We start from the raw sequence: 16,370 nt of genomic DNA, 5'->3' as shown, positions 1-16,370 counted from the left end.
ATCTCGCACAGCTTCATGACGTTGGCCGGCGAGAAGAAGTGCATGCCGAGCACGTCCTGCGGACGCTTGGTCGACTTCGCGATCTCGTCGATGTTGAGGTAAGAGGTGTTGGAGGCGAGCACGGCGCCCGGCTTGGCGTACTGGTCGAGCTTGCCGAACACTTCCTTCTTCACCGCCATGGTCTCGAACACCGCCTCGATGACGAGGTCGGCATCGCCGACATTCTCGATGCCGACCTTGCCGTCGATCAACGCCATGCGCTTGGCGGGCGCATCGGCCGGGATGCCGCCGCGCGCGGCGGTCGCTTCCCAGTTCTTCTGCATCACGCCCATGCCGCGCTTCAGTGGCTCCTCGGCGGTCTCGATCAGGGTGACGGGAATGCCGGCATTGGCAAAGGACATCGCGATGCCGCCGCCCATGGTCCCGGCGCCGAGAATGGCGACGCGGTTGACCGGACGCGGCTTGGTGCCCTCGGGCACGCCCGCAATCTTGTTGGCCTCGCGCTCGGCGAAGAAGGCGTAGCGCTGCGCCTTGGACTGGTCGCTGGCGACGAGCTTGAGGAAGCCCTCGCGCTCCTTCTTCAGGCCTTCATCGAACGGCAGGTCGATGGCGTAGCCGACGGCATCGGCTGCCGCAAACGGCGCCTCCAGCCCGCGCGACTTCTTGGTCATCGCGGCGACGGCGTTGGTGAAGATCGAGCGGTCGGCCTTGGCGGCGGCGAGCTTGGAATCGTCATCGCGCAGGCGCTTGAGCGGACGCTTCTCGGCGATCAGCTTGCGGACGAACGCCTCGCCGCCGGCAGCCGGACCTTCGACGATCTCCTCGATCAGGCCATGCTTGAGCGCTTCCGCCGCACCGATCGGATCACCGCCGACGATCATCTTGACGGCGAGCTCCGGCCCGACCGCGCGCGGCAGGCGCTGGGTGCCGCCGGCGCCCGGCAACAGGCCGAGCTTGACCTCGGGCAGGCCGAGCTTGGCTTCCTTCACCGCAACGCGGAAATGACAGGCGAGCGCGACCTCGAGGCCGCCGCCGAGCGCGGTGCCGTGGATCGCGGCGACGACGGGCTTCGGCGAATTCTCGATCTCGGACAGCACGTCGTTGAGCGCCGGCGGCTTCGGCGGCTTGCCGAACTCGGTGATGTCGGCACCGGCGATGAAGGTGCGGCCGGCACAGGTCAGGACGATGCCCTTGATGGCGGGATCGGCGACGGCTGCCTTGATGCACTCCAGGATGCCACCGCGCACTGCGGCACTCAGCGCATTGACCGGCGGGCTGTTGACCGTGACGATCCCGACTTCGTCATGACGCTCAAGCTTGACCACTTCGCTCACGGTGTCCCTCCTTGGTGGGGATTGCTTTTGCTCGATTTCGCAGTGCGGAATTTAATTCCGCATCTTGACGGCAGGGTTATTTTGAAGCACGGACGTTGTCAACGACTCCGCGCAAGAAGCAGATCTGGGATGAAGCGTACAGGAAAGAAGACTGCGACAGATCGGAATTTCGTCGTCGCGCTTTCCCGCGGACTGGATGTATTGCGCGCATTCCAACCCAATGACGGCCTGCTCGGCAATCAGGAGATTGCGGCCCGAACCAATCTGCCTAAGCCAACGGTGTCGCGGCTGACCTACACGCTGACCCGGCTCGGCTATCTGACCCCGGTTCCCCGCTTCGAGAAATACCAGCTCGCGCCGGCCGCGATGTCGCTGGGATACGCGGCGCTGGCCAATCTCGGCGTGCGGCATTTGTCGGAGCCGTTCCGCGAGGACGTAATGCGCGCGACCGGCGGCGCCGTCGCCGTCGGCGGCCGCGACCGACACAGCATGATCTATTTCGGGCAGAGCCGCGGCAGCGAGACGGTCGGCGTTCAACTCGACGTCGGCTCGCGTGTGCCGATTGCAACCAGTGCGATGGGCCGCGCCTATTTCTGGGCGCTTGACGACGAAAACCGCGCCGAAGTGTCGCGCATCCTGCGCGAACATTACGGCAGCCGCTGGCCGAAAATGCGCGACGGATTGGAGCGGTCAGGCGAGATGGTCGCGAAACACGGCTTCGCGATTTCGGTCGGCGACTGGCACGACGACATCGGCGCAGCCGGCGTCGCGCTCAAGCTCAACGACGGAACCGGACCTTACGCATTCAATTGCGGCGCGCCGGCATTCCGTTTCACGGAAGAGCGTTTGATCAACGACATTGGACCGCGTCTCGTAGCGATGGTAAGGAACATCGAAGCGGCACTCGGGGGTCTGATGCCGCATTCCAAAAAAGAAATCAGCAAAAAGCTGAAATCAGGAGGAAAAGTTGCGCGTGTGGCCGAGGGATTCAGATAGCCATTGTTTTCATCGGGAGCGGTTAGCATCGTTCCATCGCTCACTGAATGACGTGAGCGAGACGAGATGACGCAGGCACAGCTCGCGCAGGGGACATCGCCCCTGCTCGCCGTTCGCGACGTCAGCGTCGTGTTCGGCGGCATCGTCGCGCTCAACGGCGTGTCCTTTGACATGCACAAGGGCCAGATCCTCGGCTTGATCGGGCCCAACGGCGCCGGCAAGACCACGCTCTTCAACTGTCTCTCGCGGCTGTATCAGCCATCGTCCGGCGACATCCTGATGGAGGGCGCGAGCATCCTGTCGCGGCCGCCGCACCGGATCGCCGAGATCGGTATCGGCCGCACCTTTCAGAACGTGGCGCTGTTTCCGAACCTGTCCGTGATGGACAACGTCCGCGTCGGCGCACACGCGAAGACGTCCAGCGACATCATCAGCGACTCCCTGAGGCTTGCCTGGGTCCGGCGCAGCGAGGCCAGCATCAACAAGAAGGTGCACGAGATCCTCGCTTACCTCGGCCTCGAGGACGTCGCCCACACTGTCGTCTCGGGCCTGCCGTTCGGCACGCAGAAGCGCGTCGAGCTGGCGCGCGCGCTGGCGGCGGATCCGAAGATCCTGCTGCTCGACGAGCCCGCCGGCGGCCTCAACCACGAGGAAGTCTATGTGCTCGGCGACCTCATCCGCAAAATCCGCAGCGAACGCCACATGACCGTGCTGCTGGTCGAGCACCACATGGGCCTCGTGATGTCGATCGCCGACCACGTCGTTGCGCTGAATTTCGGCAAGAAGCTCGCGGAAGGCACCCCCGCCCAGGTGCAGGCCGATCCCGACGTCATCAAGGCCTATCTCGGGAGCAAAGACCAATGACGCCACTGCTCAACGTCAAGGACCTGCGCGCCTATTACGGCCAGGTCCAGGCGCTCCACGGCCTGTCCTTTTCACTCAACGAGGGCTCGCTGACCACGCTGCTGGGCGCCAACGGCGCCGGCAAGACCACCACGCTGCGCGCGATCTGCAACATGGTGCGCTCCACCGGCGGAGTCGAGTTCGAAGGCAAGCCGCTCAACAACCGCTCCACCGAGAGCATCGTGCGGTTCGGCATCGCCCATGTGCCGCAGGGCCGCGGCACCTTCACCAACATGACGGTGGAAGAGAACCTCCAGCTGGGCGCCATTACCCGCAAGGATACCGCCGGCATCGTCTCCGACATTGAGCGCATGTATGCGCATTTCCCGGTGTTGAAGCAGCGCCACACCCAGCAGGCCGGCACACTCTCCGGCGGCGAGCAGCAGATGCTCGCGGTCGCCCGCGCCCTGATGCTGCGGCCGCGGCTGATGCTGCTCGACGAGCCCTCCTTCGGCCTCGCGCCGCTCGTCGTGCGCGACCTGTTCGGCATCCTCGGCAAGATCAACCGCGAGGACAAGGTGTCGATCCTGGTGGTCGAGCAGAACGCCCAGCTCGCGCTCGAGCTCGCCGACCAGGCCTATGTGATCGAGACCGGCCGCATCGTGATGTCGGGCAATGCCAAGGACATCGCGAACAACGAAGAAATCCGCAAATCCTATCTGGGTTACTGAGGGAGCGATGATGGCAATGATCTATCCGCGCTCTCGATCCACCTCTCCCCAGCGGAGAGATGTGGATTTGCGCAGCAAATCGGGTGAGGAGCCGCAGTTTCACCGCGGCACCGCAACCCCTCACCCGGCGCTTCGCGCCGACCTCTCCCTCAGGGAGAGGTGGACCTTCAACGCCGCAGCATTTCGCCCCGTGTCGGGCAAGTTTTAGGGAGCCGGGACAATGGAGCTGTTCACCAACCAGGTCCTGGCCGGCATCGCCACGGGCGCGATCTATGCCTGCATGGCGCTCGCCGTGGTCATGATCTACCAGGCCATCGACCATCTCAACTTCGCGCAAGGCGAGATGGCGATGTTCTCGACCTTCATCTCCTGGCAGCTGATGCAGTGGGGCGTATCCTATTGGTTCGCCTTCCTGATCACGTTGGCATTTTCCTTCGTCGCAGGCATCGCGATCGAGCGCATCCTGTTCAAGCCGCTGGTCAAGGCGCCGGTGCTCACAAACGTCGCCGGCTTCATCGCGCTGTTTGCGATCATCAACTCCTCGGCGGGCCTGATCTGGGACTTCACGATCAAGCAGTATCCGACCCCGTTCGGCTCCGCACCGTTCCTCGGCAGCCAGCTGATCTCGACGCACCAGGCCGGCATGATCGGCGTCACCGTGGCGCTGCTGCTCGCGCTCTATTTCTTCTTCCAGTACACGCGGATCGGCCTTGCGATGCGAGCCGCTGCGTCGGTGCCTGAATCGGCTCGCCTCGTCGGCATCAACACGAGCTGGATGATCGCGCTCGGCTGGGGCATGGCGACTGCGATCGGCTCCATCGCGGGCATGCTGATCGCACCGGTCGTGTTCCTTGAGCCCAACATGATGGGCGGCGTGCTGATCTACGGCTTCGCCGCCGCGGTGCTCGGCGGGCTGTCGAGCCCGTTCGGCGCCGTGGTCGGCGGCTTCCTCGTCGGCGTGTTCGAGAACCTCGCCGGCACCTACATCCCCGGCGTCGGCAATGAGTTGAAACTCCCGATCGCGCTCGCGCTGATCATCTCCGTCCTGGTCGTCAAACCCGCCGGCCTGTTCGGCCGGCACATCGTCAAGCGAGTTTGATCATGAGCGCAGCAGAAGAAGTCGTTGCCGAAGGCCACGAAGCGGTCGAGGCGGTTCCGAAGCGGGCCATGACTCTGGGCACCGGCACCTCGCTGGTGGTGCTGGCGGCGTTGCTGATCGTGCCGGTGTTCGTCAAGAACTTCATCATCTTCCAGATGACGATGGTCCTGATCTACGGGCTCGCGGTGCTGGCGCTGAACATCCTGACCGGCGGCTCCGGCCAATTCTCGCTCGGCCAGAGCGCGTTCTACGCCGTCGGGGCCTATACCTCGGCAGTGCTGATGGAGCATGCCAACGTCAACTACGCGCTGACCATTCCGATTTCCGCGGCGATCTGCTTCGGATTCGGGTATTTGTTCGGCAAGCCGGCGCTGCGGCTGTCGGGCATCTATCTCGCGCTCGCGACCTTCGCGCTCGCGACCGCGATGCCGCAGCTGCTCAAGCTGAACTTCCTCGAGCACTGGACCGGCGGCGTGCAGGGCCTCGTCGTCACCAAGCCGGACGCGCCGTTCGGGCTGCCGATGTCGCAGGACATGTGGCTTTACTATTTCACGCTCGCCGTGACGGGCGCGATCTACATCTTCTCGGTGAACCTCCTGCGCTCCCGCTCGGGCCGCGCCTTCATGGCGATCCGCGACAACGAGATCGCGGCGTCCTCCATGGGCGTCAATGTCGCGCTCTACAAGACGCTGGCCTTCGGCGTGTCCGCCGGCATCACCGGCGTTGCCGGTTCGCTCGGCGCCATCGCCGTGCAGTTCGTCGCACCCGACAGCTACACTATCACGCTCGCGATCTCGCTGTTCCTCGGCATGGTCGTCGGCGGCGTCGGCTGGCTGCCCGGCTCGTTCGTCGGCGCGGCCTTCATCATCTTCGTGCCGAACATGGCGGAAAGCATCTCCAAGGGCCTTTCCGGCGCGGTGTTCGGCGTGCTGCTGTTCCTCGTCATCTACCTCGTGCCGCATGGCGCAAGGCAGGTCGCGATCCTCGGCCAGCAGCTGGTCGGCAAGCTCAAACGGAACTGAAGACTCTTACCCACGCGCTCATCGAAGAAGGAGACCGAATTGCTCTTTGGAAGAACACTGCGAGCCGCCGCGCTGGTCACGGCAACGGCGGCCATCACCCTTACCTCCGGCGCTGCACTCGCCCAAAAGAAATACGATACCGGCGCGTCCGACACCGAGATCAAGATCGGCAACATCATGCCGTATAGCGGTCCGGCATCGGCCTATGGCATCATCGGCAAGACCGAAGAAGCCTATTTCAGGATGATCAACGACAAGGGCGGCATCAACGGCCGCAAGATCAACTTCATCACGTACGACGACGGCTATTCGCCGCCGAAAGCGGTCGAGCAGGTCCGCAAGCTGGTCGAGAGCGACGAGGTGCTGGTGGTGTTCAATCCGCTCGGCACGCCATCGAACACGGCCATCCAGAAATACCTCAACGCCAAGAAGATTCCGCAACTCTTCGTCGCCACCGGCGCCACCAAGTGGAACGATCCGAAGAACTTCCCCTGGACCATGGGCTGGCAGCCCTCTTACCAGAGCGAAGCGCAGATCTACGCGAAATGGCTGATGAAGGAGAAGCCGGACGCCAAGGTCGCGATCCTCTACCAGAACGACGATTTCGGCAAAGACTATCTCAAGGGTACCAAGGACGGTCTCGGCGCCAAGGCCTCGTCCATGATCATCATGGAAGAGAGCTATGAGATCTCCGAGCCCTCGATCGATGGTCACATCGTCAAGATCAAGGCGGCCAATCCCGACGTGCTCCTGATCTACACCACGCCGAAATTTGCGGCGCAGACCATCAAGAAGACGGCGGAACTCAACTGGAAGCCGCTCCAGATCCTCACCAACGTGTCGATCTCGGTCGGCAGCGTGATGAAGCCCGCCGGCTTCGAGAACGCCCAGGGCGTGCTGTCGGCCGCCTATGCCAAGGACTCGACCGATCCGCAGTGGGCCAACGATCCCGGCATGAAGCGGTGGAACGAGTTCGTCGACAAATACATGCCCGGTGCCGACAAGTCCGATACCAGCATGGTCTATGGCTACGGCGCCGCGTCGACCCTGGCCAAGGTGCTGGAAATGTGCGGTGACGATCTCACCCGCGCCAACATCATGAAGCAGGCGGCTTCGCTGAAGGATTTTGCTCCGGATACGCTACTGCCCGGCGTCAAGATCAACACCAGCGCCACCGACTTCGCCCCGATTGCGCAGCTTCAGATGATGCGCTTCAAGGGCGAGAAGTGGGAACTGTTCGGCGAGACCATCAGCGGCGACGTCGCCACCGAGTGATGCGCTGACGCGACAACCAAAGCGAAGAGCCCCCGCAGACGCCCGCGGGGGCTTTTTGTTGACGCCAGGCGCCAATCTTGTTCAATGCGACCGATCCGTCCCGGGGTAGGAGAACAATGGCCGCCGTTCGTTTCCAGGTTGCGGTGCTATGCACCGCACTCGCCTTGTGCACTGCAATGAGCAGCGAAGCGCTGGCGCAAAAGAAATACGACAGCGGCGCGTCCGATACCGAGATCAAGATCGGTAACATCATGCCCTATAGCGGTCCGGCGTCCGCCTATGCCGCGATTGGCAGGACCGAAGAAGCCTATTTCAACAAGGTCAATGCCGAGGGCGGCATCAACGGCCGCAAGGTCAAATTCATCTCCTATGACGACGGCTATTCGCCGCCGAAGACGGTGGAGCAGGCGCGCAAGCTGGTCGAGAACGACGGTGTGCTGCTGATCTTCGGCTCGCTCGGTACGTCCACCAACACCGCCATCCGCAAATACATGAACGAAAAGAAGGTGCCGCAATTGTTCGTGGCGAGCGGCGCGTCGAAATGGAATGACCCCGAGCACTATCCCTGGACCATGGGCTGGCAGCCGAGCTACGTCAGCGAGGCCCGCATTTATGCCAAGTACATCATGAAGGCGAAGCCGGACGGAAAGATCGCCGTGCTCTACCAGAACGACGATTTCGGCAAGGACTACCTGAAGGGGCTGAAGGAGGGCCTTGGATCCAAGGCAGCGATGATCGTGCGGGAAGAGGCCTACGACCCCTCCGAGCCGACCATCGACGAGCGCGTCGTCAAGCTGAAAGCCTCCGGCGCCGACATCTTCATCAGTATCACGGCCACGAAATTCGCCGCGCAAGGAATCAAGAAAGCGGCAGAGATCAACTGGCATCCGATGCAGATCATCTCGAACGTCTCGGCCTCGGTCGGAGCCGTGCTGGAGCCGGCCGGTATCGAGATTTCGCAAGGCGTCCTGTCGGCGACCTACGCCAAGGACGGCTCCGACCCGCAGTGGAACGCCGACGATGGCATGAAGAAATTCTACAATTTCCTCGCACAGTACCAACCCAAGGCCAACAAGCTCGATGCCGGTGTCGTGTACGGCTATGCCGCAGCGCAGACCATGGTGAAGGTGCTGCAGCTGTGCGGCGACGATCTCACCCGCGAGAACGTCATGAGGCAGGCCGCGAGCCTGAAGGATTTCGAGCCCGATACGTTGCTGCCCGGCATCAAGATCAACACCGCGCCGGATGATTTCGCCCCGATCGAACAGCTCCAGATGATGCGCTTCAAGGGCAAGAAGTGGGAGCTCTTCGGCGACATCATGTCGAGCGACATCCGCCACTGACGCCGGCGCAATTCTGGATAGCCGCAGGGTCCAGCGACAACTTGCGCGCAGTTAAATGACGACGCGCCTCATCTCGCGCGCCGGAATATTCCACGTCCATTCCAAAAAACAGCGCCCCGGTGCGACTGCTTCGCCAGGGCGTTTTCCTTGCTGCCCGCCCGGGAAGGGTATTGAATGTTCACCGAAGCGACACCCAACGATCGCTTCCAATCAAGAACACGACACATTCAATCCGACCCAGGGAGATGAACAAGATGCCTGCAATGCATGTGCGATTGGGGGCCTTCTCGGCTGCCCTCGTGCTGGCCGCCACGCTGTCCACGACGGCGCTCGCGCAGAAGAAATACGAAACCGGCGCATCCGATACGGAAATCAAGATCGGCAACATCATGCCCTACAGCGGACCGGCGTCCGCCTACGGCGTGATCGGCAAGACGGAGGAGGCCTATTTCCGCAAGATCAACGCGGAGGGCGGCATCAACGGCCGCAAGATCAACTTCGTGACCTATGACGACGCCTACTCGCCGCCGAAGACCGTGGAGCAGGCGCGCAAGCTGGTCGAGAGCGACGAGGTGCTGCTGATCTTCAACTCGCTCGGCACGCCGCCGAACTCGGCAATCCAGAAATACATGAACCAGAAGAAGGTGCCGCAGCTGTTCGTCGCCACCGGCGCCACCAAGTGGAACGATCCGCAGAACTTCCCGTGGACGATGGGCTGGCAACCCAACTATCAGAGCGAGTCGATCATCTACGCCAAGTATATCCTGAAGAACCACCCGAACGCCAAGATCGCCGTGCTTTACCAGAACGACGATTACGGCAAGGACTATCTGAAGGGCTTCAAGGATGGGCTCGGCGCCAAGACCTCGATGATCGTGATGGAGGAGAGCTACGAAGTCTCCGAGCCGACCATCGACTCCCACATCGTCAAGCTGAAGGCGACCGGCGCCGACGTGTTCTTCAACATCACGACGCCGAAATTCGCGGCACAGGCGATCAAGAAGAACGCCGAGATCGGCTGGAAGCCGCTGCACTTCCTCAACAACGTCTCGGGCTCGATCGGCAGCGTGATCAAGCCGGCCGGGTTCGAGAACGCTCAGGACATCATCTCGTCGCAATACTTCAAGGATCCGACCGACGCGCAGTGGAAGAGCGACAAGGCGATGATCGCCTGGAACGAATTCCTGGACAAGTACTATCCGGAAGCGAACCGCGCCGACGCCTCGGTGATGTACGGCTACATCGTCGCGCAAGGCCTCGTTCACGTGCTCAAGGCCTGCGGCGACAATCTGACCCGCGAGAACATCATGAAGCAGGCCGCAAGCATCAAGGACTTCGAGCCGGCCGGCCTGCTGCCGGGCGTCAAGGTCAACACCTCGGCGACCGACTTCGCGCCGCTCTCGCAGCTGCAGTTGATCCGGTTCAAGGGCGAGCATTGGGAGCGCTTTGGCGACGTCTTGAGCGGCGACGTCGGCGGCTGACCTTAACCAAGGGCTGAAAATCCAAGCCCTGATCGACCAAAAACGTAGCCCCTGCGGACTTGCCGCAGGGGTTTTCCTTGAAGCTTCCGGGCAAATCGTATTGAATTGCAGCCGCGTCCCCAAAAACGATCAAGCCAAGAAAAAGGACGCACACACCAAGAAAAACAGGGAGATTGGAATGCCTGCTGTCACCGGCAAGCTTGCGGCCGCATCATTGGCGCTCACGCTCATCGCGGCTTCGGCTTCAACTGCATCGGCCCAGAAGAAATACGATAACGGCGCGACCGACACCGAGATCAAGATCGGCAACATCATGCCCTACAGCGGACCGGCCTCCGCCTACGGCATCATCGGGCGCACCGAAGCCGCCTATTTCAAGAAGATCAACGACGAGGGCGGCATCAACGGCCGAAAGATCAACTTCGTTTCCTATGACGACGCATACTCGCCGCCGAAGACGGTGGAGCAGGCCCGCAAGCTGGTCGAGAGCGACGAGGTGCTGCTCGTCTTCAATTCTCTCGGCACGCCGCCGAACTCGGCGATCCAAAAATACATGAATTCGAAGAAGGTGCCGCAGCTGTTCGTCGCCACCGGCGCCACCAAGTGGAACGATGCGCAAAACTTCCCCTGGACGATGGGCTGGCAGCCCAATTACCAGAGCGAGACGCAGATCTACGCAAAGTACATCCTGAAGGCCATGCCGAACGCCAAGATCGGCGTGCTCTACCAGAACGACGATTACGGCAAGGACTATCTGAAGGGCCTGAAGGACGGCCTCGGGGCCAAGGCTGCCAGCATGATCGTGCTGGAGGAAAGCTACGAGACCTCGGAGCCGACCATCGACAATCACATCGTCAAGTTGAAGGCGACCGGCGCCGATGTCTTCGTCAACATCACCACGCCGAAATTCGCGGCGCAGGCGATCAAGAAGATCTCCGAAATCGGCTGGAAGCCGACGCACTTCCTCAACAACGTCTCGGCCTCGGTCGGCAGCGTGATCAAGCCCGCCGGCTTCGAGAATTCGCAGGACATCATCTCGGCCGCCTATCTTAAGGACGTGTCCGATCCGCAGTGGAAGGACGACCCCGGCATGAAGGCCTTCCTGGAGTTCATGACGAAATACTTCCCCGAAGGCGACAAGCTCGACGGCGGCACCGTCGTCGGCTACGGCGTGGCACAGACGCTGGTCGAGGTGCTGAAGAAGTGCGGTGACAATCTGACGCGCGAGAACGTCATGAAGCAGGCGGCGAGCCTGAAGGACTTCCGCACCGAAGTGCTGCTGCCCGGCATCAAGATCAACACCGGACCGAACGACTTCGCACCGATCAGCTCGCTCCAGCTCATGAAGTTCAAGGGCGACAAGTGGGATCTGTTCGGCGAGGTGATCAGCGCCGACGCCGGCGGCTAGCCCGCTGGAACCAGCACGAGCAAGCCCCCTGCGCTGATCACGCAGGGGGCTTTTTGTTGCGCCGCGATTGCGAGCACCATCGAATGATGGGCGAGCCGGCTTACGCTTTCGCGCATGATGCGGTAGGCATGGAACGGGCGCGCTGCCGCCGATCTCTTCCGTCTGCCAAGGCTTTCCGCAATGACCGACCGCCGTCCCCTGCTTCGCGCGCTCTATGACGCCGCGGTTGACGCCGCCCATCCCAACGTGGTGCTGGCTCCCCATTTGCAGCCTGCGCCCCGGGGACGCGTGATCTGCCTCGCGGCTGGCAAGGGCGCCGGCGCCATGGCCGCGGCCGCCGAGCGGCATTATCTCGACGCGCTCGCGCTGGCGCCGGAGCGCCTCGTTGGCATCGCCACCACGCGCCACGGCTACGGCGTGCCGACCCGCCGCATCCGCGTGGTCGAGGCCGGCCATCCCGTGCCTGACGAGGCCGGACTGAAGGGCGCCGCCGACACGCTCGCGCTCGCTGGCGAAGCCGGTCCCGACGATTTGCTGCTGGTGCTGCTGACCGGCGGCGGCTCGGCCAACTGGATCGCGCCGGTGGAGGGCATCAGCTTCGCGCAGAAGCAGGCGGTCAACAAGGCGCTGCTGCGCTCGGGCGCACCGATCGGCGAGATGAACATCGTGCGCAAGCACCTGTCGCGGATCAAGGGCGGTCGGCTGGCCCGCGCGGGGCAACGCGCCGAGATCGTCACGCTCGCGATCTCCGACGTGCCGCATGACGATCCGTCCGCGATCGCTTCCGGCCCCACGGTGCCGGATCCGACCACGCTGGCGGACGCGCGCGCGATCGTCGCGAAATACCGGCTCGACGTCGACGATGCCGTGCGCCGCGCGCTCGAGGATCCCGCCAATGAGAGCTGCAAGCCGGGTGACGCTGCGTTTGCGCGCGCCTCGTTCGAGCTGATCGCGCGGCCCAGGCAGTCGCTCGACGCCGCGGTGAAGCTCGCGCGCGCGTCCGGTTACGAGACGATCGATCTCGGCGCCGATCTCGAGGGCGAGGCGCGCGAGGTCGCCGCCGCGCATGCCAGGCTGGCGCTGGACGCCCGCGCGCAAGGCAGGCGCCTCGCGATCCTCTCCGGCGGCGAACTCACGGTCACCGTGCGTGGCAACGGGCGCGGCGGCCCCAACCAGGAATACGCGCTGGCGCTGGCCTCGCTGTTGCAGGACACGCCGGGCATTGCCGCGCTGGCCGGCGACACCGACGGCGCCGACGGCGGCGCCGGCCATCCGACCGATCCCGCCGGCGCAATGATCGACGCGACGACCTTCGCGAAGATGAAGGTGCTGGGGCTGCAGCCGCAGGCCTATCTCGACAACAACGACGCGACCGCGTTTTTCGAGGCGACGGGGGACCTGCTCAAGCCGGGCCCGACGCTGACCAACGTGAACGACATCCGGGTGATTTTGGTGGATTGAGGCCTAGGTATCTCCGTCATGGCCGGGCTTGTCCCGGCCATGACGGTGGATAGAGAGCGCCCCGTCAAAACTCGTTGGCGATCTTGGCGAGCATCGCGAGCAGGGCCTCGCGGTTGGCCTGGCCGAGCAAATCGTTCAGCCGCGCCTCGTGCTTGGTGGCGACCAGCTTCTTGGCGCGGGCCAGCACCGCCTTGCCCTTGTCGGTGAGCACCAGGATGTGCGAGCGGCGGTCGTTTGTGGAGCGGATCCGCGTGCAGAGGTCGCGGCTCTCGAGATTGTCGAGCATGGCCACGAAGTTCGGCCTGAGGATGCCAAGCGTGGAGGCGATCTCGGTCTGGTTACGGCCCGGGTTCTTCTCGACCAGCAACAGCACCGAGAACTGCGCGGGCGTCAGTTGCAGCGAGGCCACGCAGCGCAGGAAGTTCTCGAACACCTTGAGCTGGGCACGTTTCAGGACATAGCCGAGCTGCTCGGACAACTCGCCGAGCTGGAGGGCTTCCGCCTGCGGCTCGCCCGCGTCCTTGCGGCCCTTGGCCGCGTCGGCCGGTTTTCCGGAAGACTTTTCAGCGGTTTTGGAAACGGTCATCGCCTCGTGCTCGCAATCCCGATAAATTCGGGACGGGTCGCTCCCCACCCTTGATGTTATATTTGATAATTGTTATGGACCATACCAAATATCGTCAGCGTTTTTCAATGGCTGTGAGCGGACCGTCCACCGTAATCGCGAGGACCGGTCCGGATTAGGGGGAGCGTCCGGTCTTGAATACCACCATCATGCTGTTCCTGGTGCAGGACGGCATCACCAACGGCGCCATCTATGCGCTGCTCGGCCTGGCGCTGGTGCTGGTGTTCGCGGTCACCCGCGTCATCCTCATTCCCCAGGGCGAGTTCGTCACCTATGGCGCGCTGACCTATGCCTCGCTGGCGGCGGGCCAGATGCCTGGCACGGCAAAGCTCGCGCTGGCGCTCGGCATCGGCGCCTTCGGCTTCGACCTGTTCGTGGCCCGCAAGGCCTTGCACGGCCGCCTGGTCCTGCGCAGCCTCGTCACCAACATCGTGCTGCCGGCGATCGTGCTGGCGCTGACCCTGTACTTCGCCGCCCAGAAGCCGCCGGTCGCGATCTGCATCGCGCTGTCGCTGGTGATCGTGGCGATGATCGGCCTGTATCTCTACCGCATCGCCTTCCAGCCGCTGGCGCACACCTCCGTGCTGGTGCTGCTGATCGCCTCGGTGGGCGTTCATTTGGCGCTGCAGGGGCTTGGCCTGTTGTTCTTCGGCGCTGAAGGCCAGCGCGGGCCCGCCGTGCTGTCCGGCGCCTTCACCGCCGGCGCGCTCCGCTTCACCGGCCAGAGCATCACCGTCTACGCCATCACCATCGCCTTCATCGTCGCCCTCTGGCTGTTCTTCGGCCTGACGCTGTACGGCAAGGCGCTGCGCGCGACCGCGGTGAACCGGCTCGGCGCGCGGCTTGCCGGCATCCGCACCACGCTGTCGGGGCAGATCGCCTTCCTGCTCGCCTCCGTCATCGGCGCGCTCTCGGGCATCCTGATCGTGCCGATCACGACGCTGTATTACGACAGCGGATTCCTGATCGGCCTGAAGGGCTTCGTCGCCGCGATCATCGGTGGCCTCGTCAGCTACCCCCTCACCGCAGTCGCGGCGCTGGTGGTCGGCATCGTCGAGGCGTTCTCGTCCTTCTACGCCTCCAACTACAAAGAGGTCATCGTCTTCATGCTGCTGATCCCCGTGCTGCTGCTGCGCTCGCTCGCCGCGCCCGCGGTCGAGGAAGAGAAGGACTGACGCCAAGATGCAGAGCCGGCTTCCCATCATCGTCTTTGCAGCCGTCATGGCGGCGATCCCGTTCGTCCCGGGCATGCCGCCGTTCTGGATCGTGCTGCTCGACAATATCGGCCTTGCCGCCCTGGTCGCGATGGGCCTCGTGCTGCTGACCGGCGTCGGCGGCCTGACCTCGTTCGGCCAGGCGGCCTTCGTCGGCTTCGGAGCCTACACCACCGCCGTACTGACGACCGCCTACGGCCTGTCGCCGTGGCTGACGCTGCCGCTGTCGCTCCTGGTCAGCGGCCTGTTCGCGGTGCTGCTCGGCCTGATCACCGTCCGGCTCTCCGGCCATTATCTACCCCTCGGCACGCTCGCCTGGGGGCTCGGGCTGTTCTATCTCTTCAGCAAGCTGGAATTCCTGGGCCGCAACGACGGCATATCCGCGATCCCGCCGCTGTCGATCGGCACGTTCAAGATGCTCTCGCCCGGCTCGATCTATTACGCGATCTGGATCGCCGTGATCGTCTCGGCGCTGCTGACGATGAACCTGCTGGACTCCCGCACCGGCCGCGCGATCCGCGCGCTGCGCCGAGGCCATATCGCGGCGGAAGCCTTCGGCGTGCACACGCCGCGCGCAAAACTGCTGGTGTTCATCCACGCCGCGGTGCTCGCCGGCCTGTCGGGCTGGCTGTACGCCCATCTGCAGCGCGCGGTGAACCCGACCCCGTTCGGCGCGCATATGGGCATCGAATATCTCTTCATCGCGGTGGTCGGCGGCGCCGGCTATGTCTGGGGCGGCGTCCTCGGCGCGGCCATCGTCGTGGTCCTGAAGGAGGTGCTGCAGAGCTATCTGCCGATGATCCTGCCGGGCTCCGGCCAGGTCGAGACCATCGTGTTCGGCATCATGCTGGTGGCGCTGCTGCAGCTCGCGCCCGGCGGCCTCTGGCCCTGGCTGATGTCGTTCCTCCCCGAGCGGACCGGCGGCAAGAAGCTGGACACCTCGCTGAAGCTGGAGCATCGCACCCGCGCTCCCGCCGAGGCCGGCGTCCTGCTCCAGGTCGACAAGGCGCGAAAGCAGTTCGGCGGCGTGGTCGCGGTCAACAACGTCTCCTTCGACGTCAAGGCCCGCGAAATCGTCGCGCTGATCGGCCCGAACGGCGCCGGCAAGAGCACGACCTTCAACCTGATCACCGGCGTGCTGTCGGCGACCGCGGGCTCGATCTCCGTGCTCGGCAGGAAGGTCGACAACGCACCGCCGCAGGAGATCGTGAAGCTCGGCATCAGCAGGACCTTCCAGCACGTCAAGCTGGTGCCCGACATGACCGTGCTGGAGAACGTCGCGATCGGCGCGCATCTGCGCGGCCATTCGGGACCCGTGTCTTCGATGCTGCGGCTCGACCGCGCCGACGAAGCCCGGCTGCTCGCGGAGGCCGCCCGCCAGATCGAGCGCGTCGGCCTCACCGAACAGATGCACCAGCTGGCAGGCAGCCTCTCGCTGGGCCAGCAGCGCATCGTCGAGATCGCCCGCGCGCTCTGCGTCGATCCGATGCTGCTGCTGCTCGACGAGCCGGCCGCGGGACTGCGCCACATGGAGAAGC

The 16,370-nt window shown here is 63.8% G+C and carries 14 protein-coding genes; 12 read left to right on the top strand and 2 right to left on the bottom strand.

Translation table 11 applies throughout. The annotated features are described in order from the left end of the window. A partial coding sequence (locus JHD07_RS12490; RefSeq protein ID WP_291622433.1) for a 3-hydroxyacyl-CoA dehydrogenase NAD-binding domain-containing protein occupies window positions 1–1,334 on the bottom strand: 1,334 nt, incomplete at its 3' end. A gap of 129 nt (window positions 1,335–1,463) precedes the next feature. Here JHD07_RS12490 and JHD07_RS12485 point away from each other — a divergent pair. The 10 genes from JHD07_RS12485 to JHD07_RS12440 all read left to right on the top strand — a co-directional run bounded on the left by JHD07_RS12485 (window position 1,464) and on the right by JHD07_RS12440 (window position 12,993). Next, window positions 1,464–2,330, top strand: a complete 867-nt coding sequence (locus tag JHD07_RS12485; RefSeq protein ID WP_291622436.1) for an IclR family transcriptional regulator — start codon at window positions 1,464–1,466, stop codon at window positions 2,328–2,330. Window positions 2,331–2,396: 66 nt separating this feature from the next. After that, window positions 2,397–3,194 carry an ABC transporter ATP-binding protein gene (locus tag JHD07_RS12480; protein ID WP_291622431.1) on the top strand — a complete coding sequence of 266 codons (798 nt, stop codon included), beginning with the start codon at window positions 2,397–2,399 and terminating at the stop codon, window positions 3,192–3,194. Continuing rightward, window positions 3,191–3,904 (top strand): ABC transporter ATP-binding protein, encoded by a 714-nt coding sequence (locus tag JHD07_RS12475; protein ID WP_291622429.1) that lies wholly within the window; start codon window positions 3,191–3,193, stop codon window positions 3,902–3,904. Before JHD07_RS12480 ends, JHD07_RS12475 begins: the two co-directional genes overlap by 4 nt. Window positions 3,905–4,124: 220 nt before the next feature. Then, a complete protein-coding gene (locus JHD07_RS12470) occupies window positions 4,125–5,003 on the top strand; it encodes a branched-chain amino acid ABC transporter permease (RefSeq protein ID WP_291622427.1) in 879 nt (292 codons plus the stop codon). Window positions 5,004–5,005: 2 nt separating this feature from the next. After that, complete coding sequence (locus JHD07_RS12465) at window positions 5,006–6,025, top strand: branched-chain amino acid ABC transporter permease (protein WP_291622424.1); 1,020 nt, start codon at window positions 5,006–5,008, stop codon at window positions 6,023–6,025. Between the two features lie 39 nt (window positions 6,026–6,064). Next, the gene (locus JHD07_RS12460; RefSeq protein ID WP_291622422.1) at window positions 6,065–7,300 is read left to right on the top strand and encodes an ABC transporter substrate-binding protein; all 1,236 of its coding nucleotides are present in this window, start codon (window positions 6,065–6,067) and stop codon (window positions 7,298–7,300) included. 116 nt (window positions 7,301–7,416) lie between these two features. Next, the gene (locus JHD07_RS12455; protein ID WP_291622420.1) at window positions 7,417–8,643 is read left to right on the top strand and encodes an ABC transporter substrate-binding protein; all 1,227 of its coding nucleotides are present in this window, start codon (window positions 7,417–7,419) and stop codon (window positions 8,641–8,643) included. A gap of 254 nt (window positions 8,644–8,897) precedes the next feature. After that, window positions 8,898–10,124: an ABC transporter substrate-binding protein gene (locus JHD07_RS12450; protein WP_291622418.1), complete on the top strand. Its 1,227-nt coding sequence runs from the start codon at window positions 8,898–8,900 to the stop codon at window positions 10,122–10,124. Window positions 10,125–10,302: 178 nt separating this feature from the next. Further along, a complete protein-coding gene (locus JHD07_RS12445) occupies window positions 10,303–11,532 on the top strand; it encodes an ABC transporter substrate-binding protein (RefSeq protein WP_291622417.1) in 1,230 nt (409 codons plus the stop codon). Window positions 11,533–11,712: 180 nt separating this feature from the next. Then, window positions 11,713–12,993, top strand: coding sequence for a glycerate kinase (locus JHD07_RS12440; protein WP_291622414.1), 1,281 nt, complete (start codon window positions 11,713–11,715; stop codon window positions 12,991–12,993). 64 nt (window positions 12,994–13,057) lie between these two features. On the opposite strand, the gene JHD07_RS12435 is transcribed toward JHD07_RS12440, so the two are convergent. Continuing rightward, on the bottom strand, window positions 13,058–13,579 hold the full coding sequence (locus JHD07_RS12435) for a MarR family transcriptional regulator (protein WP_291622413.1): 522 nt from the start codon (window positions 13,577–13,579) through the stop codon (window positions 13,058–13,060). A gap of 173 nt (window positions 13,580–13,752) precedes the next feature. Here JHD07_RS12435 and JHD07_RS12430 point away from each other — a divergent pair, with 173 nt between their 5' ends. Both JHD07_RS12430 and JHD07_RS12425 read left to right on the top strand, forming a co-directional pair. Continuing rightward, entirely contained in the window at window positions 13,753–14,793 is a 1,041-nt protein-coding gene (locus tag JHD07_RS12430; protein WP_291622411.1) for a branched-chain amino acid ABC transporter permease, read from the top strand. A 7-nt stretch (window positions 14,794–14,800) separates the two neighbouring features. Continuing rightward, window positions 14,801–16,370: ATP-binding cassette domain-containing protein (locus JHD07_RS12425; protein WP_291622409.1), on the top strand; the 1,570-nt coding region annotated here is incomplete at its 3' end.

The sequence above is a fragment of the Bradyrhizobium sp. genome, assembly GCF_016462955.1.
GTDB lineage: Bacteria > Pseudomonadota > Alphaproteobacteria > Rhizobiales > Xanthobacteraceae > Bradyrhizobium.
The sequence above is the reverse complement of the archived record's forward strand: the minus strand, read 5'-3'. Positions and strand labels throughout refer to the sequence as shown.